The organism is Rhodoferax sp. GW821-FHT07G04 (genome assembly GCF_059418585.1).
In genome coordinates, this window is the sequence record NZ_JBWKQD010000001.1 from 345,007 (window position 1) to 366,400 (window position 21,394).

At 62.7% G+C, this 21,394-nt stretch carries 20 protein-coding genes and 1 pseudogene; 15 read left to right on the forward strand and 6 right to left on the reverse strand.

Annotation, left to right across the window (positions count from 1 at the left end):
* Nucleotides 1-708 carry a CoA transferase subunit A gene (locus AC07OO_RS01510; RefSeq protein ID WP_495080287.1) on the reverse strand — a complete coding sequence of 236 codons (708 nt, stop codon included), beginning with the start codon at nt 706-708 and terminating at the stop codon, nt 1-3.
* Nucleotides 709-800: 92 nt separating this feature from the next.
* On the opposite strand from AC07OO_RS01510, the gene AC07OO_RS01515 reads away from it, so the two are divergent.
* The 9 genes and pseudogenes from AC07OO_RS01515 (at nt 801) to AC07OO_RS01555 (ending at nt 10,532) form a co-directional block, all read left to right on the forward strand.
* A complete protein-coding gene (locus AC07OO_RS01515) occupies nt 801-1,355 on the forward strand; it encodes a LuxR C-terminal-related transcriptional regulator (protein ID WP_495080288.1) in 555 nt (184 codons plus the stop codon).
* A 200-nt stretch (nt 1,356-1,555) separates the two neighbouring features.
* Entirely contained in the window at nt 1,556-1,864 is a 309-nt protein-coding gene (locus tag AC07OO_RS01520) for a hypothetical protein (protein WP_495080289.1), read from the forward strand.
* A gap of 3 nt (nt 1,865-1,867) precedes the next feature.
* Nucleotides 1,868-2,698: a hypothetical protein gene (locus tag AC07OO_RS01525; RefSeq protein WP_495080290.1), complete on the forward strand. Its 831-nt coding sequence runs from the start codon at nt 1,868-1,870 to the stop codon at nt 2,696-2,698.
* 50 nt (nt 2,699-2,748) lie between these two features.
* Nucleotides 2,749-2,841: pseudogene (locus AC07OO_RS01530) on the forward strand (helix-turn-helix transcriptional regulator); the annotation flags it as partial.
* 382 nt (nt 2,842-3,223) lie between these two features.
* On the forward strand, nt 3,224-4,009 hold the full coding sequence (locus AC07OO_RS01535) for a CerR family C-terminal domain-containing protein (RefSeq protein WP_495080291.1): 786 nt from the start codon (nt 3,224-3,226) through the stop codon (nt 4,007-4,009).
* Nucleotides 4,006-5,463, forward strand: a complete 1,458-nt coding sequence (locus AC07OO_RS01540; RefSeq protein WP_495080292.1) for an efflux transporter outer membrane subunit — start codon at nt 4,006-4,008, stop codon at nt 5,461-5,463. The genes AC07OO_RS01535 and AC07OO_RS01540 overlap by 4 nt, the downstream gene beginning before the upstream one ends.
* A 50-nt stretch (nt 5,464-5,513) precedes the next feature.
* On the forward strand, nt 5,514-6,731 hold the full coding sequence (locus AC07OO_RS01545; protein ID WP_495080293.1) for an efflux RND transporter periplasmic adaptor subunit: 1,218 nt from the start codon (nt 5,514-5,516) through the stop codon (nt 6,729-6,731).
* Between the two features lie 12 nt (nt 6,732-6,743).
* A complete protein-coding gene (locus AC07OO_RS01550) occupies nt 6,744-9,848 on the forward strand; it encodes an efflux RND transporter permease subunit (protein WP_495080294.1) in 3,105 nt (1,034 codons plus the stop codon).
* 117 nt (nt 9,849-9,965) lie between these two features.
* Nucleotides 9,966-10,532, forward strand: coding sequence for a hypothetical protein (locus tag AC07OO_RS01555; RefSeq protein ID WP_495080295.1), 567 nt, complete (start codon nt 9,966-9,968; stop codon nt 10,530-10,532).
* 75 nt (nt 10,533-10,607) lie between these two features.
* On the opposite strand, the gene ylqF is transcribed toward AC07OO_RS01555, so the two are convergent.
* Nucleotides 10,608-11,588, reverse strand: a complete 981-nt coding sequence (ylqF, locus tag AC07OO_RS01560) for a ribosome biogenesis GTPase YlqF (RefSeq protein ID WP_495080296.1) — start codon at nt 11,586-11,588, stop codon at nt 10,608-10,610.
* A gap of 195 nt (nt 11,589-11,783) precedes the next feature.
* Here ylqF and AC07OO_RS01565 point away from each other — a divergent pair, with 195 nt between their 5' ends.
* Nucleotides 11,784-12,329: a hypothetical protein gene (locus AC07OO_RS01565; protein ID WP_495080297.1), complete on the forward strand. Its 546-nt coding sequence runs from the start codon at nt 11,784-11,786 to the stop codon at nt 12,327-12,329.
* Between the two features lie 115 nt (nt 12,330-12,444).
* Here the strand turns inward: AC07OO_RS01565 and AC07OO_RS01570 are convergent, their stop codons facing one another.
* Nucleotides 12,445-12,810, reverse strand: a complete 366-nt coding sequence (locus AC07OO_RS01570; protein WP_495080298.1) for an Hsp20/alpha crystallin family protein — start codon at nt 12,808-12,810, stop codon at nt 12,445-12,447.
* A gap of 103 nt (nt 12,811-12,913) precedes the next feature.
* Nucleotides 12,914-14,443, reverse strand: a complete 1,530-nt coding sequence (gshA, locus tag AC07OO_RS01575; RefSeq protein WP_495080299.1) for a glutamate--cysteine ligase — start codon at nt 14,441-14,443, stop codon at nt 12,914-12,916.
* A gap of 89 nt (nt 14,444-14,532) precedes the next feature.
* On the opposite strand from gshA, the gene AC07OO_RS01580 reads away from it, so the two are divergent.
* From AC07OO_RS01580 to pstS, 3 genes are all read left to right on the forward strand, one after another.
* Entirely contained in the window at nt 14,533-15,741 is a 1,209-nt protein-coding gene (locus AC07OO_RS01580; RefSeq protein WP_495080300.1) for a diguanylate cyclase domain-containing protein, read from the forward strand.
* Nucleotides 15,742-15,851: 110 nt separating this feature from the next.
* Nucleotides 15,852-16,535, forward strand: coding sequence for an HAD family hydrolase (locus tag AC07OO_RS01585; RefSeq protein WP_495080301.1), 684 nt, complete (start codon nt 15,852-15,854; stop codon nt 16,533-16,535).
* A 101-nt stretch (nt 16,536-16,636) separates the two neighbouring features.
* Nucleotides 16,637-17,683 (forward strand): phosphate ABC transporter substrate-binding protein PstS, encoded by a 1,047-nt coding sequence (gene pstS, locus AC07OO_RS01590; protein ID WP_495080302.1) that lies wholly within the window; start codon nt 16,637-16,639, stop codon nt 17,681-17,683.
* A 22-nt stretch (nt 17,684-17,705) separates the two neighbouring features.
* On the opposite strand, the gene AC07OO_RS01595 is transcribed toward pstS, so the two are convergent.
* On the reverse strand, nt 17,706-18,614 hold the full coding sequence (locus AC07OO_RS01595; RefSeq protein ID WP_495080303.1) for an SDR family NAD(P)-dependent oxidoreductase: 909 nt from the start codon (nt 18,612-18,614) through the stop codon (nt 17,706-17,708).
* Between the two features lie 89 nt (nt 18,615-18,703).
* Here AC07OO_RS01595 and AC07OO_RS01600 point away from each other — a divergent pair, with 89 nt between their 5' ends.
* Entirely contained in the window at nt 18,704-19,570 is an 867-nt protein-coding gene (locus AC07OO_RS01600) for an NUDIX hydrolase (protein ID WP_495080304.1), read from the forward strand.
* A 135-nt stretch (nt 19,571-19,705) separates the two neighbouring features.
* Here AC07OO_RS01600 and AC07OO_RS01605 read toward each other — a convergent pair whose 3' ends face one another.
* Nucleotides 19,706-20,464: a DeoR/GlpR family DNA-binding transcription regulator gene (locus AC07OO_RS01605; RefSeq protein WP_495080305.1), complete on the reverse strand. Its 759-nt coding sequence runs from the start codon at nt 20,462-20,464 to the stop codon at nt 19,706-19,708.
* Nucleotides 20,465-20,535: 71 nt separating this feature from the next.
* On the opposite strand from AC07OO_RS01605, the gene nudK reads away from it, so the two are divergent.
* Entirely contained in the window at nt 20,536-21,144 is a 609-nt protein-coding gene (gene nudK, locus AC07OO_RS01610) for a GDP-mannose pyrophosphatase NudK (RefSeq protein ID WP_495080306.1), read from the forward strand.
* Nucleotides 21,145-21,394 lie beyond the last annotated feature (250 nt).

Below are 21,394 nucleotides of genomic sequence, written 5' to 3' on the forward strand. Positions count from 1 at the left end.
TCAAACTCCTGCCTTCTCTGTAATCGTACGTTTCTCGATGCGCTTCTCAGGATTGGCATTGAGCACAATACGGTGCACATAAATGCCAGGCAGATGCACCTGGTCGGGCACCATGGCACCGGTTTCCACAATCTCTTCCACCTCGACGATACAGACCTTGCCAGCCATGGCTGCGGCGGGGTTGAAGTTGCGCGCCGTCAGGCGGAACTGCAGGTTGCCGGACTTGTCGGCACGGTGCGCCTTGACCAGGGCCACCTCGGGCACCAGGGCGCGCTCCATGACATAGGTCTCGCCATTGAACTCGCGCAGCTCCTTGCCCTCTGCCACGATGGTGCCGACACCGGTCTTGGTGAAGAAGGCGGGAATGCCGGCGCCACCGGCGCGCAGCTTCTCGGCCAGCGTGCCCTGGGGTGTGAACTCCAATTGCAGTTCACCGGCCAGGTATTGGCGCTCGAACTCCTTGTTCTCGCCCACATAGCTGGAAATCATTTTCTTGATCTGGCGCGTCTCCAGCAGTTTGCCCAGGCCAAAGCCGTCGACACCAGCGTTGTTGGAGATCACCGTCAGGTCTTTGACGCCGCTGTCCTTCAGCGCATCGATCAGCGCCTCGGGAATGCCGCATAGACCAAAGCCGCCGACCGCCATCAACTGGCCGTCTTTGACAACACCGTCAAGCGCGGCCGCCGCGCTGGGATATATCTTGTTCATTGCACCTGTCTCCTGTGAAAAGATTCTCGACTGCCGTACGATACTACTTATCTATATACGTAGTTTTTCGTAAAGCCCAACCCTAGCTCGCTATGGATATCGACTACCGCCTCGCCTTCGACATGGCCCCCATAGGCCTGGCCCTGTCACGCAACCGCAGCATCATGGACTGCAACCAGCGCCTGTGCGAGATGTTTGGCACCACACGCGAGCAGTTGATAGGCCAATCCTTCCAGATGCTGTACCCCAGTGCCGACGAGTTCGAACGCACCGGCGCGCGCATCGCCCCCATCCTCAACCGCAATGGCACCTATGCGGACGACCGCATCATGCGCCGAATGGATGGGCGGCTCAAGGGGGAGGCCTTCTGGTGCCATGTATCGGGCCGTGCACTGAACCGCGACGCGCCGCATGAAGCCGGTATCTGGAGTTTCGAAGACCTGAGCGCGCAGCGCCCGGTCAGAGCCGAACTGACGGCCCGCGAACGCGAGGTTGCCGCCTACTTGCTGCAGGGCCTCACCTCCAAACAGATCGGCAAGACCTTGGACATCAGCCACCGCACCGTGGAAATTTACCGGGCGCGGTTGATGCGCAAGTACAAATCCTCAACGACCGCAGACTTGGTGCACAAGCTGATGGCGGGCTAGTATTGCGATTTCATGGTGTGCGTAGCATTGCCACTTCATCACCGGGTCAATTTAGAAACCACTTTTGCCCAACTACACTTTCGTCAGAATGGCTTCCATGCGATAACCCAACTTGTAGCTTAGCATCGATGAAACTAAAGGTAGAACCTCTGTGGGCCGGACTGGCCACCTTCGTTGCATGCCTCTATACATGGTGGGGCATGGAGCACATTTACGCGGACATGACCAGGGGTGGTGGCGCTGCCATCATGGTCTTTTACATTCTCTCCTTACTTATTTTTCCGGTGATCTTGGCCATCATTTTGTTACTCGCAATCGTGGTTCTGAGCTTGTCCGAGAACGTCCAGTTCAGGGCCATCGTGATTGCTGCGAGCACTGCCACGTTCTTCCTTCTGCACGGTGCGTTGGGGCCCATTGCCTTGCTGATCTGTGCCGCGATTTCTTGCTACATATACATTGACACGCGCAGAAAGTGGGAAGACGAGGAAGAGCTGAAAAGGTTTGAGTAAACCATGGCTGAAAAGAAAACTCCCCCCGAGGGCTTTCTAAGGCAGTTCAGCCATCCGCTGTGGAAGGCGGCCAAGCTCGACAATCTCCGAGCGCTGTCCATCGTCGAGGGCAGGCGTGATGCGTTCGCCTTTACGGTGCTCGAGCTTGAGCATTCCGGGACCGGGTTGCTTACCGATGAATCGAGCCGGGAAGTCTCGACAATCTTCATCATTGATCTCAACAAAGCGTCGTCTCTTTGGGCGATTACCCACACGCCGCCAGATGCCAAGGTCTGGGTAGACGATCGCCATGTCTACCTCTCCCACTTGGGCCAAAGAACACCCGTCAAAGACTGGTCGCACCTGCTTGAACAAGCCCTGTCTGTCGCCGAGACGCTGGTGGAGAGGCCGGCCGATGGTGTCAACGATGGAACTGCTTACAACCCGCCTCGGGTCAGCCAAGGCATGGATATCAAAACGGTCGCATTCTGGTTTGCTATCGCAGGAATCGTACCCTTTTTAGAGTGGATGATGGGTATCAACGTCCTCACCACTGTCTTGCAGAAAGGCTACTACGGCTACTGCCCTTCAGGGAGCCAGACCGCGGTATTGCGGGTGGGAGCCGATGCTTGGCTATTTGGGCTGGCACTGTGTTTGCCTTTATTGGGGCACTTCGCTGGCATAACTACAAGGGCTCGCTACTACGGTAGGCCTGGTTTCGGATGGCGCATGGCCATTGTCGGAGTGGCGACTGTGGTGCTGGCAATTGCCGGTATTGTTATTGCGTTAAAGCACACGGCTGAAGTGGATCATTTGAAGGACGGCACGACCGTGCCATGCTATCGCGTTGGCTGAGGCAAAGCCTTTTGATGCCACGTATCCGCCCCGCGCACTGAGCCGAGAGACACCGCACGTTCGAGACTCACCGGGCACGGTATATGCGCAAGTACAAGTCGTCAACGACCGGGGATTTGGTGCACAAGCTGATGGCTGGGTAGGGGTTTTTGTACGCGCCCGCAGCAGAGCTGGGGTAAGCGCCACCGTTCGTGTCCCCCGCCCGTTCCGGGCTCCTCCTTGACCTCACTATGGCGCTCACCCCAGCCCTGCCGCTCGAATCTCTTGTCCCGAGCTGGCACGCACGCCAACCAAGCCACGCCGTATCAGTCGGGTAGCGGGTTTTGCGTAGGTAAAAGGAGGAGGCCGAAGGCCGGGGGACACGAAGCAAAACCCGCTACCCGACTGATACACAACGAGGTCACCCCAATTCTGCTATCCGCCCCCTCTGTGTGGCCCAGCCGTAACTGCTTGGTACCAAAACCCCACAGCGCGAGGGGTTAGTTAAATCAAACGATTGATTTAACTAGGTTATCATCGCGCCCCATGTCCAAACCCCTGCCCTCGCCTGCTTCATCCAAGATCTTACGTAGCGACGGTGTCGAGGCGCGCAACCGCCTGCTGGACGCCGCGCTGGCCCTGTTTGCCGAAAAAGGTTTTGCCAAGACCTCCACCCGCGAGATCGCGCTGGCCGCGCAGATCAACATTGCCTCCATCAGCTACTACTTTGGCGACAAGGCGGGCTTGTACAAGGCTGTGTTCACCGACCCCCGCAGCAACCCCAGCGTGCCGCCCGAGCACATCGACAACCCCGACCACCCGCTGGAATGGGGCTTAAGCAACCTGATGCGCAGCTTTGTCGAGCCCCTCAAACGCGGCGACCTGATACAGCAGTGCATGAAGCTGCACTTCCGCGAAATGCTGGAGCCCACTGGCATCTGGCAGGAAGAGGTGGATTGCCACATCAAGCCGGCCCACGATGCACTGGCCTCCGCCCTGTGCCGCCACATCGGCGTGACCGAGGCGGACGACGAGATCCACCGGCTGGCCATGGCCATCAGCGGCCTGGGCGTGATGCTGCACATCTGCACCGACGTCACCAACGCCGTGCGCCCCGCATTGATCGCGTCGCACGCCGCACTGGACGTGTACTGCGACCGGCTGGTCGATTACGCCATGGCCCTGACGGAGGCCGAACGCCAGCGCCGCACGATCCCCAACACGCCCCCAGCCAGCAGTAACAAAAGCAAAGCCAGGCCCGCTGTAGAGAGCCCTGCTCATCCACCGCCGCTGTCACGGCGTTCCACCCGCAAGACAACAACACCAACATGATGATGAAGATGATGAAAAATAAGATGACGAAGAAGCCGCACACGTTTCGTACACTGATCCCCCTGGCCGCCGCACTGGCGCTGTCAGCTTGCTCCACCTTCATGCCGCCCACCCAGGTGGAGGCACCCACCCCCGCCCAATGGCAAGCCCCCCTGCCCCACCAAGGTAGTGTGGGCTCGCTGACCCAATGGTGGGACCAGCAGGGCGACCCGCTGCTGGTGGAGCTGATCGCTGCCGCCCAAACAGTCAGCCCCTCCATCTCGCAAGCGCTAGCACGGGTGGAGACGTCCCGCGCGCAGCAGGCCACCGCCCGCGGCGCACTGCTGCCCAACCTCAATGCCCAGTACGTAGCGAGCCGCGGTGTCAGCCAGCCCAACTTTCCGGTGACCACCACGCAGCAGCTTGGCCTGCAATCGGCGTGGGAGATTGACCTGGTCGGCGCCAACCGCGCCGTCAGCCGCGCAGCCGCCGCCAATGTGCAGGGCAGCCAGGCCCAGTGGCACGACGCCCGTGTGTCGGTGGCGGCAGAAGTGGCCAATCTGTACTACAGCCTGTCCACCTGCCGCTTGCAACTGGCACTGGCCCAACGCGACGCCGCCTCGCGCCAGGAGACGGCCCGCCTGACCGAGATCAGCGCCAAAGCCGGCTTCCAGGCGCCATCCGTTGCCGCCATGGCCCGCGCCAGTGCGGCCGATGGCAACAGCCGCCTGACCCAGCAAAGCGCGCTGTGCGACCTGGACACCAAGGCCCTGGTCGCGCTGACGGCCATTCCCGAGCCAACCCTTAAGGAAAAACTGGCTGCAGCCCCCGTGAAGCCAGTGCAGGCCGCTCCTATTTCCGTAGCAAGTGTCCCAGCACAGACGATTGCTCAGCGCCCCGACGTGTTCAGCGCAGAACGCGATGTCATGGTCGCCAGCGCCCAGGTCGGCAACGCCAAGGCCCAGCGCCTGCCGCGCTTGAGCCTCAATGGCTCGATCGCCGGCACGCGTCTGACCACGGACGGTGTCGACCAGAATGGCACGACCTGGTCTTTCGGCCCGCTGGCGATCAGCCTGCCGCTGTTTGACGGTGGCGCCCGCGCGGCAGCCGTCACGGCGTCCGAGGCCAATTACGCCGCTGTGGTCAGTGCCTACCGCGGCAAGGTGCGCCAGGCCGTGCGCGAGGTGGAGGAGGCTCTGGTCAACCTCAACAGCACCGAGGCCCGCACGCAAGACGCCATCGTCTCCACCAAGGGCTATGCCGAGTCCCTGGCGGCCACCCAGTCCCGCTTTGGCCGGGGCCTGGCCAGCCTGGTGGAACTGGAGGACGCACGGCGCAATGCGCTGGCGTCCGAGTCGTCCCAGCTCGCGCTGGCGCTGGAGCGCAACCGCGCCTGGGTGGCACTGTACCGCGCACTGGGCGGCGGCTTTGAGCCCGATGCCTTGACGGCGGCGACCAAGACCGCGGCCAACTGAGCCCCGGCCACCCCACTCCATCTCCTTTTATTTTTCGACGCGACACCACCATGAACCTCCAACAATCAACAACATCCATGATCCGCAGTCTCCCCGTCAAACCCGTCACGCTGGGCCTCATCGCCGCCAGCCTCATCACCGCGGCCACGCTGGGCCTGTCGGTTAGCCGCAGCTACGCGGCCGACAGCAAGCCCACCGCCTCCAAGCCCGCGCTGACCGTCACGCTGACCCAGCCCAAGAGCAGCATGCTGACCATCAAGCTCGCCGCCAATGGCAGCATTGCTGCCTGGCAGGAAGCCAGCGTGGGCGCTGAAGCCAATGGCCTGCGCGTGGCCGAACTGCAGGCCAATGTGGGCGACACCGTCAAGCGCGGCCAGGTGCTGGCCCGCTTTGCGGCCGAGAGCGTGCAGGCCGATGTGGCCCTGGCCCGCGCCGCGGTTGCCGAAGCCCAGGCCAATGCCGCCGAGGCCGTGGCCAACGCCGACCGAGCACGCGCCGTGCAGGGCAGCGGCGCCATCAGCGCCCAGCAGGTCAACCAATACCTGACGCAAGAGCAAACCGGCAAGGCCCGTGTGGCATCCGCCCAGGCCCAGCTCGACGCCCAGCTGCTGCGCCTGAAAAACACCCAACTGCTGGCACCTGATGACGGCGTCATCTCCGCCCGCACCACGACCGTGGGCTCCGTGGTCGGCGCAGGCACCGAGATGTTCAAGCTGGTCCGCCAGAACCGTCTGGAATGGCGCGGCGAAGTCACCTCCACCGAGATCGGCCGCATCACCGCGGGAACCGCCGTTGTTGTCACCGCGCCCAGCGGCGCGCAGCTCAAAGGCAAGGTGCGCTCGCTGGCCCCCACCGTGGATGCGGCCAGCCGCAACGGGCTGGTCTATGTAGACCTACCCAGCGCAGAGAAACCCATTGCCGCCAACTTCAAGCCCGGCATGTATGCGCGCGGTGAGTTTGAACTGGGCAGCTCGGGTGCACTGACCGTGCCACAAGCCGCCGTGGTGGTGCGTGATGGCTTCAGCTACGTGGTGCGCATAGGCGCCGACAACCGCGCGGCCCAGGCCAAGGTGCAGACCGGCCGTGTGGTCGGCGACCAGATCGAAATCCAAAGCGGCGTGAAACCCGAAGACAAGCTGGTGGCCAGCGGTGGCGGCTTCCTGAGCGATGGCGACCTGGTCAAAGTGGTGGATACCACCAAGCCCGCCACCCCTTCACAAAATAGTGCTCCAGCCCCCGCAAAACCTGCGTCGGCCGCTAGCAAATAAGGAGCAAATCCTATGAACGTTTCTGCCTGGTCCATACGAAACCCCATCCCGGCGGTCATGCTGTTTGTGCTGCTGACCCTCGCCGGCATCTTCTCCTTCAACGCGATGAAGGTGCAGCAATTCCCCGATCTGGAACTGCCCACCGTCACCGTGTCCGCCAGCTTGCCCGGTGCAGCACCCGCGCAACTGGAAACCGAAGTGGCGCGCAAGATCGAGAACGCCATTGCACCGCTGCAAGGCCTGAAAAACATCTACACCAATGTGCAGGATGGCATGGTCACCGTGACGGCCGAGTTCCGCCTGGAAAAGCCCACGCAGGAAGCCGTGGACGATGTGCGCAGTGCCGTGCAGCAGGTGCGCAGCGACATGCCCAGCGACCTGCGCGACCCCATCGTCAGCAAGATGAATTTGTCGGGCGCACCGATTCTGGCCTTCACCATCCGATCCGCGCGCATGGACGATGAAGCGCTGAGCTGGTTTGTCGACAACACCATCTCGCGCGCCCTCTTGGGTGTGCGCGGCGTGGGTTCGGTCGGCCGTGTCGGCGGCGTGACCCGCGAGGTGCAGGTTGCGCTGGACACGCTCAAGCTGCAAAGCCTGGGTGCCACCGCGGCTGACATCTCGCGCCAGCTCAAACAGGTGCAGACCGAGAGTGCCGGCGGCCGTGCCGACCTGGGTGGCTCCGAGCAACCCATGCGTACGCTGGCCACCGTGGCTACCGTCGAAGAGTTGTCCCGCCTGGAGCTGACGCTGAGCAATGGCAAGCACGTGCGCCTGGACGAGATCGCCACCGTCAAGGACACCGTGGCCGAACAGCGCAGCTTTGCCACACTGAACGGCAAACCAGTCGTGGGCTTCGAGATCACCCGCAGCAAGGGTGCCAGCGAAGTGGAAGTGGGCGCCGCCGTGCAAAAGGCGCTCGACGCTCTGAAGGCACAGCACCCCGATCTGGAGCTGACCCAGGCCTTTGACTTCGTGACCCCGGTGCAAGAAGAATTCGACGCATCCATGACCATGCTGTACGAAGGCGCCATCTTGGCGGTCATCGTGGTGTGGTTCTTCCTGCGCAACTGGCGCGCGACGCTGGTGTCTGCCGTGGCCCTTCCTCTGTCGGCGATTCCCGCCTTCATCGGCATGCACTACATGGGATTCACCACCAATGTGGTGACGCTGCTGGCTCTCTCATTGGTCATCGGTATTCTGGTGGACGACGCGATTGTGGAAGTGGAAAACATCGAACGCCACCTGCGCATGGGCAAGACGCCCTACCAGGCCGCGATGGAAGCGGCCGACGAAATCGGCCTGGCCGTGATCGCCACCACGTTCGCGCTGATCGCCGTGTTTTTGCCCACCGCCTTCATGAGCGGCGTGGTCGGCAAATTCTTCAAGCAGTTTGGCTGGACCGCCGTGTTTGCGGTGTTTGCATCGCTGGTGGTGGCCCGTGTGCTCACACCCATGATGGCCGCCTACCTGATGAAGCCATCCACCCATGTGCATGAAGAGCCAACCTGGATGCCGCTGTACCTGCGTGTCACCCGCTGGACGCTGAACCACCGCTGGATCACGATGTTCTCCGCCATCGGCTTCTTCATCGCATCGCTGATGCTGGTGCCTTTGATTCCCAGCGGCTTTATCCCGCCGGACGACAACTCGCAAACCCAGGTCTATCTGGAGCTGGCCCCCGGCACCACCTTGGCGCAGACCAGCGTGGCGGCCGAGCAGGCACGCGCCATGATCAGCAAGGTCAAGCACGTCAAAAGCGTCTACACCACAGCCGGTGGCGGCACGGTGGGTTCGGACCCGTTCCAGGGTGGTGCCAGCACCGAGGTGCGCAAGGCCACACTGACCGTGTTGCTGGACGAACGTGGCGAGCGCCCGCGCAAGCAGGTGATCGAGAGTGAAATGCGTACCGCGCTGGCCGAATTACCCGGGGCCCGCTTCAAAGTTGGCCTGGGTGGCTCGGGTGAGAAATACCAGTTGGCGCTGAAAGGCGAAGACCCAGTAGCTTTGGCCCAAGCCGCCGCCGCGGTGGAGAAAGACCTGCGCAAGATCCCCGGCCTGGGCAATATCTCGTCCAGCGCCAGCCTGACCCGCGCCGAAGTGGCTATCCGCCCGGACTTTGCCAAGGCCGCCGACATGGGCGTGACCAGTGCCGCCATTTCGGAGACGCTGCGCATTGCCACCATGGGTGACTACGAATCCGCCCTGCCCAAGCTCAACCTGAGCCAACGCCAGGTGCCCATCGTCGTCAAGCTGGCCACCGATGCCCGCAAGGATCTGGACCTGCTGGGCCGCCTGATGGTGCCCGGCGTCAAGGGCCCAGTCATGCTGAGCCAGGTCGCCACATTCGAGATGTCGGGTGGCCCTGCCATGGTCAGCCGTTTGAACCGCGTGCGCAATGTGAACTTCGAAGTGGAACTGTCGGGTGTGCCACTGGGCGAGGTGACCGAGGCCGTCGCCAAGATGCCGTCCATCGTCAACCTGCCAGCCGGCGTGCAGCAGCTGGAGATTGGCGACGCCGAGGTGCAGGGCGAAATGGTTGCCGGCTTTGGCATGGCCATGCTGACCGGCGTGCTGTGCATCTACATCGTGCTGGTGCTGTTGTTCAAGGATTTCGCACACCCCATTTCGGTGATCCCTGCGGTGATTCTGTCCTTCGGCGGCGCCTTCCTGGGCCTTTTGATCGCCAACAAGATGCTGTCCATGCCCTCCTTCATCGGGCTGGTGATGCTGATTGGTGTGTCGACGAAGAACTCCATCCTGCTGGTCGAATACGCCATCATGGCGCAGCGCGACCACGGCCTCAGCCGCTTCGACGCGCTGATGGACGCCTGCCACAAGCGCGCCCGCCCCATCATCATGACCACCATCGCCATGGTGGCCGGCATGCTGCCACTGGTGATTGGCCTGGGCCATGCCGACAACAGCTTCCGCGCACCGATGGCGGCGGCGGTGATTGGTGGTTTGATCACTTCCACGATTTTGAGTTTGTTGGTGACGCCCAGCTTCTTCTCCATCGTGGACGACATCGAGCATTTCATCGAGCGGGCCAAGGCCCGGCTGATGCCTAAGAAGGCGCTTCCCGCCGCGCAAGTGCCTGCCGCCGACGCGCACTAGGCACCTAGCGCTCCGCAAACCAAGCCGCCCCTGGGTCAACCAGCGGCGGCTTGGCTTTTTGGTGCAGGCTCGCTACACTGGTCCCGACGATCCAGCCCACTTTTAGGGGAGCACAGGATGTTTGAATTCCTTGGCCGCGGCAAACACAAGGCCGACAAGTCGGCCGAAGACCACGGCCCCTCCACGCTGTTGCAGACCGTGCAACTCAATGCCACGCAGATCGAAATGGTGCGCATGACGCTGCATGGAGTGCTCAAGCTACATGGCATTCCCGGTACCTGGATCAGCGGCGAGGTCATACCCGTGCGCATTCCGGGCCAGGGCGAAGCGCTGTTACTGCAACTGGAGGTGCGCCACTGGCACGATGCGCTGGTCTTGCACGCCCCGGCATTCCAGCAGGCCATGCTGGACGGGCTCAGGCGCTTTGACCCGCAAGCCGACCAGACCCACTACCTGTTCGCCTGGAAGTTCGCACCGGATTGCGGCTGCCCCCACATCCATTTGCCCGAGGCCAGCTTCTGGAGCACCAGCGAACGCGTGGTGTTGGCCCCCATCGCGGCGCCTTCGGCCGAGACCCTGGCCGCCCGCGCCCCGTCGACCGCGCATTTCGACCTGCCCGACGACCACAAGGACCGTGACGACGACCACGGCTTTGCTCCCACGCAGATCCGCGACATCGGCTGAGCGGGGCAGCGCTGCAGGCAATTGCTCCTCATTTAGGAGCACTACCGTGATATTTGACGAGGGCTGTCGGCCCGTTTAGTCTGAGGCACTTTCCTCGGAACCGCTGGTGCGCGGTGGCCGTGGTATTTTTTTGAAGCGAATGGCGCGGTCCAGTTCAATGGCGTCTTTCTTGACCTGGCGCTCGGCATCCAGTTTCTGGCCGTGGGCCAGCCATTGGGCGAACTCGGTCGGCGTCTCCAGTGTCGTGCGGCCGATGGCGCAACTGCGGAAGTCGTGTATCACCACCTCGGCTGCCTTCTGCTGGTTCACCTTGCCGCCGCTTTGCAGGGCGCCGCGCTTGCGGCCTATGGCATCGAGCAACTGCTCGTCGGTCTGTCCCGCTGCACCCTGCAGCTTGTAGCGCGCCTCCAACAGCGGAGCGTAGTGCTGGCGCAGGTAGTCCAGCAGCTCCAGTGCCACCTCTTGCTCGTCAAACGCGTTCTTGCCAATGGCGCCGCTGGCGGCCAGGTTGTAGCCGCTCTTGGCCACGATGATGCGCGGCCACAGCACGCCGGGCGTATCGAACAGGTAGAAGCCGTCTTGCAGCACGATGCGCTGCTCGATCTTGGTCACACCGGCCTCGTCGCCGGTCTTGGCGGCGCGCTTGCCTTTCAGCGTGTTGATCAGCGTGGACTTGCCCACATTGGGTATGCCGCAGATCAGCACCCGCATGGGCTTGGCCATGCTCTGGCCACGTGTGGGGGCCAGGGCGAAGCAAGCGTCTATCAAAGCGCGTGCGGGCGTCGTCATGCTGGCGTCCAACCCCAGAGCGCGGGTATCGGGCAAGGCGTTGTAGTGGGCTAGCCAGTCCTGGGTGCGCTGCGGGTCGGCCAGGTCCTGCTTGTTGAGCACCTTGAGCGCGGGCTTGCCTGCGGTCAGCTTGGCCAGCATGGGGTTGGCGCTGGAGCCCGGCAGGCGGGCGTCCAGCAACTCGATGACCACATCAATCTCCCGGATGCGCTCCTCGATCGCCTTGCGCGTCAGGTGCATATGACCTGGGAACCACTGAATCGCCATGTGCCTGAAACCTCTCTGTTGAATACCTACGGGGCAAGACTGGGATTGTCGGGCAGTTTGCAATAGGCCAAATGGCTAGACAGCGCACTCTAGGAAAACCCCCGGAATTAAGGTGCCCGCACTAGGACGACCCGACAGAATCCAAACCAGCAAAAAAGTTCTTCACCCCTTTTACTTTTCTTCAGGAGTATTCACATGGCCAATCCCAAACTCGCAACCGTTACCAACGAACTGATCGAATCCTATGGCAACACCGCCAAGAACGTGATCAACGCCTACCGCGTGGGCAACGAGCGCGCAGCAGTCTTCATGGACCAAAGCTTTGTGGCCGCCCTGGAAAAGGCCGGTTCGCGTCTGAGCGCTTCGGCCCGCAAGAACGCTTTGTCTGCAGAGCAAAAGCTGACCGCCTACTACGTCAAGGGCGTGGAAGTGACTTCCGCCAACGCCGACCTGGTCGTCAACAAGGCAGTTGAACTGGCTGGCAAGGGCGTGGAGCAAGTTGCTGCCAACGCAGGCCGCTTTGAAAAGTCCACCGGCGTGACCACGCTGAGCGCCCTGGCTACTGCCGCTGTGCCCGCTGCACAAGCCGTGACCAAGGTTGCCGCCAAGATCGAAGCCAAGTCCAGCGAACTGGCTACCAAGCTGGCTGGCAAGCCCGTGCGCGCCAAGGCTGCCAAGGCCGCGGCTCCCGTCAAGGCTGCTGCCAAGAAGGCTGCTACCCGCACCCGCAAGGCTGCTTAATCAGCGTCCCTGTTGCCGCCCCCGGGTGGCGACAGACACCAATTGAAAAAGGCCAACCGCACTGCGCGGTTGGCCTTTTTTATTGGTGCCGCCGGCTACGAACGGCCTCGCCGTGCTATTCGATGCGCTGCGGCTGGTGCGACACAAGGCTGTGGCCTTGCTTCGGCAGGGTCAGCGTCAGTACCCCCTGGGCGTAGTGGGATTGGATGGCCGTGGCATCTACCGCCTGGGCCAGGCCCACGCTGCTGGACACGCTGGAGCGGCTTTGCGACGTGGCGTTGCGTTGCAGTATCTGTGCCCGCAGCGTGACGCGGTTGCCCTCAATGGACACCTGCACATCCTCTTGCGCCACGCCTTCGGGTATGGTGGCCCGCAGCGTGTAGGCCCCCGCATCTTCCGTCATGCTCAAGCGTATGCTGGCCGCCGTCGATGTAGATGCGGCAGTGCTCACAGGGCCGCGCGAGATCAAGCTGTTGTTCATGGCCTGGCTCCTTCCATGTAAAGGCCAGCCTGCACCATTGGCGGCGCAGCTTGCCCCTCATACTCCCAGTATGGGGGCTGATCGGCGCCGCTTCAAGGCCTTCTTAGGCGGCTTTTGCGACGACCAGGCGCTTGTGGGACAAATATTCCTGTAAGTAGATGTCAAACGGCATGGTGTCGGATGCCTCAATCTTGCGCTGCGCGTCCCAGGATTCGCTTGCCAGAGTCTCAAAGTGCGCTTGCGACGCCGCAGACAAGGGCGTGGCCAGCATGGCCTGCTTGGTCTGCACCGATTGGGCCCGAGCAAAGGCGCCAAACGCCCCGTCGTACTCCCCGGTAATGGCTTGCAATACGCGGGCCGATGGCAGGATTTCGGCGTGCTGCAGACCGTGCAAGGCCGATTGCACGGCGGTGCTGTAGTCGGTGCTGCCATGGGCGGCATCCAGCTTGCGCGCGATGGGCACGAGTTGCTCGACCAATTCCAGCCCCCAGTCCTTCAGCGTGACCGTGCCCGCGCCGCGCTCCAGCAGCAGGCCCGGCTCGCGCCCACGTTCGGCGACGCGGTGCTGGTTCTGCGCCAGCGCGGCAATTTCTTGCGGAGAATCCGGGGGGCTGTCGCTGAACAGGCAGTGCAGCAAAAATACATCCAGAAAGCGCATGGTCTGGGCGTTGATGCCCACCGGCTCGAACGGGTCCAGGTCCATCAGGCGCACTTCCACATACTCCACACCGCGCTCACGCAGCGCATGCAAGGGGCGCTCGCCGGGGTAGATGACGCGCTTGGGGCGTATCGTGCCGTAGAACTCGTTTTCAATCTGCAAGAGGCTGGTGGCCAATTGGCGGTACGCACCGTCCGGGCCACGCACACCAATGGCCTCGTAGGCCGGGTAGGCTTGGGTCAGTGCCTCTTCCAACGAGCGGCCATAGCCCTGCAAGCTGTTGTAGCTGACCGCCAACGAGGCCTGGGCGTCGCTCTGGTAGCCCAGGCGCCCCATGCGCAACGAGGTGGCATGGGGCAGGTACATGGTGTGGGCATTGAGCGATTGCAACTGGTGCTGGCGCCCGGCCACAAAGGTGGAGCACACGGCCGGCGATGCACCAAACAGGTACAACAGCAAAAAGGCGTGGCGGCGGAAATTGCGGATCAGCCCGAAGTATTGTTCGCTGCGCACATCGGGCAAAGACCAGTTGTAGTGGATGCCCGAGATGGTCTGCATGCGCCGCCCGTAGCGGTAGCCCAGGCCCATGCGGTACACGGTCTTGGAGCGGCCCACGTTCGACGTGCCGTATTGCCCCAGCGGGATGGCATCGTCATCCGGCAATCGACAGGGCATGCTGGAGACCCACAGCATTTCATCCCCCAACGCCTGCACCGTGGCGCGCTGCACATCGGTCAGTTCGTCCAGACATTCCTGCACACCGGCATGCACACCGGTGATCAATTCCACTTGGGATTCACTGAAGTCGGTTGTGATGTTGGGGTGCGTCAGCGCCGACCCCAAAGCCTTGGGATGGGGCGTGGTGGCCAGGGCGCCATTGGGCGATGTGCGCAGGCTTTCTTTTTCCACACCGCGGCGTATGCCGTGTATGCGCGATTCTGTGAGCGACCCCAGGGCCTGTGAAAATGTGTGCATGGCGATGGCCCTTAGCTTTCTGTGGGGCGCAAAGTTACCACAGAGCAAAAATCGTTGCTGGCAAGGGATAAGTTTCACCATAATCCGCCATGAATTCTGCGGAACTCATCATCTGGTCGGCCATGCTGGGAGGTCTTGTCACACTGGCAGCCTTTGCTTTGGTCGACGCCGTGATACGGCGCAGCATCGCGTCGGGGCGGGCCGTTGTGTTCGTGGTGCTCAGCGGTACCGCCTGCCTGATGTTGACTGGGTTGCCACAGGTTTTGATCCCTTCCCTCTCCTTGCATGCACAGCATGTTTTGCAATGCAGCCTGGGCCTGTACAGCGGCGCACTGGCGCTGCGCTACCTGGGCCTGTGGATGGGCGTGGCAGCGGAGGACCGTGTGGTACGCCACACCGTGCGCTGGGGGGCCTGGGCACAGTTTCTGGCGGCCAGTGCCCTGGCGCTATGGGCGCTGATGAGTCCACCTGAGCAATGGCATGGCTTGTTGGTCATCACCGCGGCCATCCATGCCATGGCCGTGCTGCTGCCCTGCATCGCCTCGGCCCGCGCCGCAGCGCTGGGAGACCGCCTGGCCACCGGCATGCTGGCGGGCAATGCCTTGCTGGCCTGCATGGTGGTCGGCCTGTACGCGCATGCCCTGCACATCGACCTGGGCCTGACCATGTGGGTGGTCACTGCTGTTTGCACCGTCAGCTTCTTCATGCTGGGCACCTACCTGGGCCTGCGCCGTGACCGCGTCAACCGCAAGCTGGAACGCCTAGCGGGCCTGGCCCAGGGGGATGACCCGGCCACCGGCCTGCCCAAGGGCTCGGTGCTTTTATCCAAGATGGACGATGCCTTCTGGCGCAGCGCCCGCAAGAAGCAGGAGTGCACCGTGATCTGCCTGCACGTGCGCAATTTGTACGAGCTGGCCGAGGACGCGGGCCACAACGCCGACAAGCAGATCCTGTCGGCCATGACGGCACGTTTGCGCCGTTCGGTGGGATTTCGCAATGTCGTGGGGCTGTATCACCCTCGCTGTTTTGTCGTGGTGATATCCACCGACAGCACGACTCGCCTGGTAGAGAAAACCCTGCAGCGCCTGCACTACCTGATGGGCAAGCCGCTGCGCATCGTGGGGCCCGACGGCAACACCCACTCGTTTGTGCCCGTGTTTGGCATTGGCGCGGTTGCTGTTCACGCTGAGCAGGGCAACGCAGCCGAAATACTGGACCATGCAGAACACCTGGCCCTGGCCGCCAGCCAGCAGCCCGACGCCAAGCCCACCGTCGCCGGGCCGCTGGAGCCCGTATAACGCGCACCGGCCCAAGCAGGCGATCAAGCGCCACCCCACGGCGGGGGGAATTGTCACAATTCTCGTGTTCAATGCTGGCAGTAGCCCACACTGGCCCCTAGCCTTTCCCCATGTACAGCAGTCACGAGCGATTGATAGTCTTTGATGCCGATGGCACGATCATCGACGCATTCAACGCCATTGACCGCACCTTTTGCGCACACGGCATGGCGCTGGGCGACCTGGAGCGCTTTCAGAAGCGGCATAACTTGTTCAAGTACCTGGGCGGATTCAAAGAGTTCCCGTTCAATTTGAAACAACAGCTCGGCACGCAAAGCCGCAAGAAACTTCTGGCCACGCTGACCGAGGTCTACCGCGAAGAAGCCCAGCTCTACCCCGGCGTTGCGGACCTGCTGCGCACGCTACTGGCCACGCCCGGCATACGCGTGGGTTTGGTCACCCGCAACATCACCCATGAGCCTGAACAGACCATAGCCAAGCTGTTGGCACGCCACGCGATTGACCTGGATGCTTTTGACTTCATGGCCCATGTGGCGCTGAAGCTGGAGAAGACGGCGGCCTTCCAAACAGCCCGCAGCCGCTTCGATATCAACCCGGCGCGCTCCTTCGCCTGTGGTGACGAGCACAAAGACTTCAAGGCCGCCGTCGCCGCGGGCATGCACTGCTTCATGGTGTCCTATGGCTTTGAGGACTACGCCCGCCTGACCCAGAAATTCGGTGTACCCGAGGACGTGATCTCCCGAACACCGACAGAACTGTGCGCACGTGTTCTGCACGCGCTGGATATTCGGTAAAATCTAGGGTTTACCCTAATCTCGCTGCGCAAAACACATTGGAAGGCTTTCCACAGCCTCCCGCCCGCAGCGCAACCGATCCGCCCCGTGGCGGCAACCCCATGAAAACAGTTATTACCTCCTTGGCAATGGCATTGCTGCCCCTGTGCGCGATCGGTCAGACCGGAGCCAACGGCGCCGGAGCCACCTTTCCATCTGCCGTCTACCAACACTGGGCGCACAAGTATGAAAAGACCTTCAACAAGCCCGTCAGCTATGCCGCCACCGGCTCGGGCGACGGCATCAAGAAAATCATCGCACGCGAAGTGGTGTTCGGCGGCACCGACACCCCGCTGTCGGAATCGGAACTCAGCAAGAACAAGCTCGTGCAACTGCCCGTCCTGGTGGGCGGCGTGGTTCCTGTCGTCAACATCAAGGGCGTAACAGCCAATGAACTGCGCCTGAGCGGCGAAGTGCTGGCGGACATCTTCCGCGGCGACATCCGCACCTGGAACGACAAGCGCATTCAGGCCCTGAACCCCAACATCACCCTGCCCTCTACGGCGATTGCGCGCGTGGTGCGGGGCGAAAAATCGGGCACCACCGAGGGCTTCACCAAATACCTGGCCCAGGTCTCACCAGAGTTCAAGAAAGAAATTGGCGCCTCGGCATTGCCCGGTTGGAGCAAGTCCGGTACCGCCCTGCAGGCCGTGGAAGGCAGCGATGGCGTTGCCAAGGCGGTGCGCGAAACGCCCGGCGCCATCGGCTATCTGTCGTTTGACCGAGCGATCAAGAACGGCCTGAGCGCGGTACGCCTGCGCGCGGGTGATGGCACGGCGTTCGTGACCGCGAGTGAGGAAAGCTTCAAAGCCGCCGTCAAGGCGTCTGACATGAGCCGCTCCGGCGACGAGACGGCCAGTCTGTTGAATGCCCCGGCCGCCCACGCGTGGCCCATCACACTGGCCTCCTTCATCCTGGTGGATGCCCAACCCAAGACAGCCACATCGGTGGCCACGGCCATGCATTTTCTGTACTGGACGCAGCTCACCGGTGACGGGGCATTGAAGAACACCGGTTTTGCTCCGCTGCCAGCCGATGTGCAGGCCCGGTTTGCCACCCGCCTGATGAAGATCCAGGCGCAGGACGGCAAGCCGATAACGCTAATGTAAGAAAGCGCCTGCGGCCCAGGCCTCAGGCCAAGCGCTGCATCGCGCGGCTGACCTCATGCGTGCTCTGCGCGGAGCCGCTGCCCGGCACGGTCTCGCCCGTGCGGTCGCGCACGGCGTCCAGTTGGGCGGCCAGGCGCTCGGGCGCTTCGCTGCCCAGCCCAATCCAGTCGCCCTGGGTCATCGTGATGTTGGCGGCCTCTACGCTGCCAGCCCCGGCGCACAGGATAGTGCGCGTGGGCGCGTCCTCGGCCACCAAGACCAGCATCGCCGGCACCACAGCCTCGGGCTTGAGCGCGGCCAGCACGGCCTCGGGCATCAGGTCTTCGGTCATGCGGGTGGCTGCTGTGGGCGCCAGTGCATTGACGCGGATATCGGCCTTGGCACCTTCCAACGACAGGGTCTGCATCAGCCCCACCAGGGCCAGCTTGGCGGCACCGTAGTTGGACTGGCCAAAGTTGCCGTACAGGCCGGAGCTGGATGTGGTCATCAGGATGCGGCCGTATTTCTGCGCCACCATGTGCGGCCACACCGCCTTGCAGCAGTGCACGGCACCCATCAGGTGCACGTCCATCACCAGCTTGAAATCCGCCAGCTCCATCTTGGCAAAGCTCTTGTCGCGCAGGATGCCGGCGTTGTTGACCAGAATGTCCACGCGGCCCCAGGTGTCCACGGCCTGCTGCACCATGGCCTGCACGGCGTCCCAGTCGGTGACAGAAGCACCATTGGCAATGGCCTCACCACCGGCGGCACGGATTTCGGCCACCACGGCTTCGGCCGCGCTGAGCGAGCCACCTGAGCCATCGCGCGCGCCGCCCAGGTCATTGACCACCACCTTGGCGCCCCGTGCCGCCAAGGCCAAGGCATGTTCGCGACCCAGGCCACCACCCGCACCCGTCACAATGGCAACACGGCCTTTGAAATCTATCGTCATAGACACTCTTCCTTTTTTCTTGAAAAACGAAACACTGTAATTCACAGGGCCGCCCTGCCGCGTCAAAACCGAGACACCTGCACAACACCATGGAACTGAACTCCGAAGTCCCCACCGCCCCACCCCGTGACGCAGCCACCGTGGTCATGCTGCGCGATGCGCCCGCCGGCCTGGAGGTGTTTTTGGTCAAGCGCCACGGTTTGTCCGACGTGCTGGGTGGGGCCTATGTGTTCCCCGGCGGCAAGCTCGACGCCAACGACGGGCTGCTGGACGCTACCGCGCACCTGGACCAGGCCCCCGCATCCCTGCACGCTGCGCTGGGCGAGCCCACGTTGGCCGCCGCCACCGCAGCGGGCCTGTATGTGGCGGCGCTGCGCGAGGCCTTTGAAGAGTCCCGCGTATTGTTCACCGCCGACACCGCCAGCGCGCGCGCGGCGCTGCTGCATGACAAGGCCAAGCCCTTCAATGCGCTGCTGGCCGAGCTGAACGTGCGGCTGCAAACCCGCAACGTACTGCCCTGGAGCCGCTGGATCACGCCGCGCATGCCGTCCGTCACCAACAAGCGCTTTGACACGCGCTTCTTTGTTGCCGCCGTGCCGCCCGAGCAAGAAGCCACGCACGACGACCACGAGGCCACCGAGAGCGTTTGGCTGGCACCGCGCGCCGCACTGGAGCAATACTGGGCCGGCCAGATCGAACTGGCGCCGCCGCAGATCATGAGCCTGTCCCACCTGTCGCGCCACCGCACGGTGGCCAGCGTCATGGACGCCGCGCGCCAACAACCGCCGCCGCTGGTGCTGCCCGAGTCCTTTGACCAGGACGGTACCCGCGTGCTGTGCTACCCCGGTGACCCGCGGCACTCGGTACAGCAGCGGGCGCTACCGGGCCCGACCCGGCTGCTGTTTCGCAACAAGCGCTTCGAGCCGGAGCAGGGGTTTGAGGCGCTGTTGGGCTAAGGGGTTGGCAAAAGGCCTCCAAAAACCCCAAATAGGGTATTTTTAGCATCAAAAACTGAGACTCAGAAGAAAATTCGGCTATAGCCCTCGTCAGATATTCCTTGTTTGCTATTAAATAGATAGCAAACACAATTCCTAACCAACCACCACCAGCCGCGTTCCCGCAGCCTCCAGCCCCCTGGACATGTCCGCGGGCACGCCCGGCAGCACCAGCACCGCCGCGGCCTCAGCCACGGCCGCCACCACATAGGGTGATGCGGTGCCCAGCTTCTCGGTCGAGGCCAGCACGATGGTCTCGGCGGCCTGGGCATGCAGCGCACGCTTGATGGCGGCCTCTTCAAAGTTGCCCGTGCTCAAGCCCGCCGTGGTATGTACGCCGGTCACGCCCATGAAGTACAGGTCGGCCCTGAACTGGCCCACGGCCACCACAACAGCGGCGCCCACATTCACCATGGAATGCCGATACAGCGTGCCGCCCAGCATGACGATGTCCAGATGCGGTTTGGTGGCCAGCTCCACCGCCACAGTGGGGCTGTGGGTCACAAAGGTGGCGCGCAAATCGTGCGGCAGGTGGCGCGCCACTTGCAAGGCCGTGGTGCCGCCATCCAGAAACACCAGTTGCCCCGGCTTGACCATGGCGGCCCCGGCCCGGCCCAGGGCCTGCTTGTCGGCCGCCGCAATGTGCTGGCGCGCATCCAATGTGGCCAGCGCGGCCGAGGCCGGCAGCGCCCCGCCATGTACACGCTGTAGCTTGCCCTCTTGTGCCAGCTCGCGCAGGTCACGGCGAATCGTATCTTCGGACACACCCCACTCCTGGCTCAGGCTCTTGGCGATGACTTCGCCGGTTTGCAGCAGGCGCTCCTGGATCAGCTTCTTGCGTTGGGTGGTGAGCATGGTGTTTCTGGTTGAACTTGCGCTTGCACGAAATTATACTAAACTGCACGTTTTTGCACGAATCAACCGCCATGCCATCCCATACCGAAGATACCCCCTCCCGCGTCCGCATCGTGGATGAAAAGCTGTTGTCCGACAACTGGTATGTGCTGAAGACAACCACGTTCGACTACCTGCGTCGCGACGGTAGCTGGCAGCGCCAGAGCCGCGAGACCTATGACCGCGGCAACGGCGCGGTGCTGCTGCTGTTCAACGCCAGCCGCAATACCGTGGTGTTGACGCGGCAGTTCCGCTTTCCGACCTTTGTGAACGGCAATGCCGACGGCATGATGGTCGAGGCCTGTGCCGGCCTGCTCGATGGTGACGACCCCGAGACCTGCATACGTCGCGAGGCAATGGAAGAGACCGGCTTCCAGATCCGCAAGCCACGCAAACTGTTCGAAGCCTATATGAGCCCCGGCTCGGTCACCGAGAAGCTGCACTTCTTCGCCGCAACCTACGAGGCAGCCGACCAACTGTCGCAGGGCGGCGGCCATGCGCACGAAGGTGAAGACATCGAGGTGCTGGAACTGACACTGGCCGAGGCGCTGGCGCAGATTGGCACGGGCGCTATCCAGGACGGCAAGACCATCATGCTATTGCAGCACGCGGCGCTGGTGGGCTTAGATAAGCTGGGCTAGGTTTCATCGCAGGTGCGCATTCCGACTCCGGCGTGACTGATCACCCGTTCCGGAAATCATTGAGCGCCAGTCTTCAATTCTCTGCTTTGCGTACTGCTTGATCTTTGGAAGGTCCAAAGCAGGTGCGCGGCTGCTTCGGCCAGTAGCCGACATTGACCATCGTCCGCTTTCTAGAAGCGCAATCACTCGCGCCCAAGAAATACCGGAGTGGTAGGCAACAGACCCGCTTTTGGCGAAAACAGTCAAGATA

Coding starts and splice junctions, on each gene's coding strand:
- AC07OO_RS01510 (WP_495080287.1), bottom strand. CDS start 708: ATGAACAAGATATATCCCAGCGCGGCGGCCGCGCTTGACGGTGTTGTC.
- AC07OO_RS01515 (WP_495080288.1), top strand. CDS start 801: ATGGATATCGACTACCGCCTCGCCTTCGACATGGCCCCCATAGGCCTG.
- AC07OO_RS01520 (WP_495080289.1), top strand. CDS start 1,556: ATGGAGCACATTTACGCGGACATGACCAGGGGTGGTGGCGCTGCCATC.
- AC07OO_RS01525 (WP_495080290.1), top strand. CDS start 1,868: ATGGCTGAAAAGAAAACTCCCCCCGAGGGCTTTCTAAGGCAGTTCAGC.
- AC07OO_RS01535 (WP_495080291.1), top strand. CDS start 3,224: ATGTCCAAACCCCTGCCCTCGCCTGCTTCATCCAAGATCTTACGTAGC.
- AC07OO_RS01540 (WP_495080292.1), top strand. CDS start 4,006: ATGATGATGAAGATGATGAAAAATAAGATGACGAAGAAGCCGCACACG.
- AC07OO_RS01545 (WP_495080293.1), top strand. CDS start 5,514: ATGAACCTCCAACAATCAACAACATCCATGATCCGCAGTCTCCCCGTC.
- AC07OO_RS01550 (WP_495080294.1), top strand. CDS start 6,744: ATGAACGTTTCTGCCTGGTCCATACGAAACCCCATCCCGGCGGTCATG.
- AC07OO_RS01555 (WP_495080295.1), top strand. CDS start 9,966: ATGTTTGAATTCCTTGGCCGCGGCAAACACAAGGCCGACAAGTCGGCC.
- ylqF (WP_495080296.1), bottom strand. CDS start 11,588: ATGGCGATTCAGTGGTTCCCAGGTCATATGCACCTGACGCGCAAGGCG.
- AC07OO_RS01565 (WP_495080297.1), top strand. CDS start 11,784: ATGGCCAATCCCAAACTCGCAACCGTTACCAACGAACTGATCGAATCC.
- AC07OO_RS01570 (WP_495080298.1), bottom strand. CDS start 12,810: ATGAACAACAGCTTGATCTCGCGCGGCCCTGTGAGCACTGCCGCATCT.
- gshA (WP_495080299.1), bottom strand. CDS start 14,443: ATGCACACATTTTCACAGGCCCTGGGGTCGCTCACAGAATCGCGCATA.
- AC07OO_RS01580 (WP_495080300.1), top strand. CDS start 14,533: ATGAATTCTGCGGAACTCATCATCTGGTCGGCCATGCTGGGAGGTCTT.
- AC07OO_RS01585 (WP_495080301.1), top strand. CDS start 15,852: ATGTACAGCAGTCACGAGCGATTGATAGTCTTTGATGCCGATGGCACG.
- pstS (WP_495080302.1), top strand. CDS start 16,637: ATGAAAACAGTTATTACCTCCTTGGCAATGGCATTGCTGCCCCTGTGC.
- AC07OO_RS01595 (WP_495080303.1), bottom strand. CDS start 18,614: ATGACGATAGATTTCAAAGGCCGTGTTGCCATTGTGACGGGTGCGGGT.
- AC07OO_RS01600 (WP_495080304.1), top strand. CDS start 18,704: ATGGAACTGAACTCCGAAGTCCCCACCGCCCCACCCCGTGACGCAGCC.
- AC07OO_RS01605 (WP_495080305.1), bottom strand. CDS start 20,464: ATGCTCACCACCCAACGCAAGAAGCTGATCCAGGAGCGCCTGCTGCAA.
- nudK (WP_495080306.1), top strand. CDS start 20,536: ATGCCATCCCATACCGAAGATACCCCCTCCCGCGTCCGCATCGTGGAT.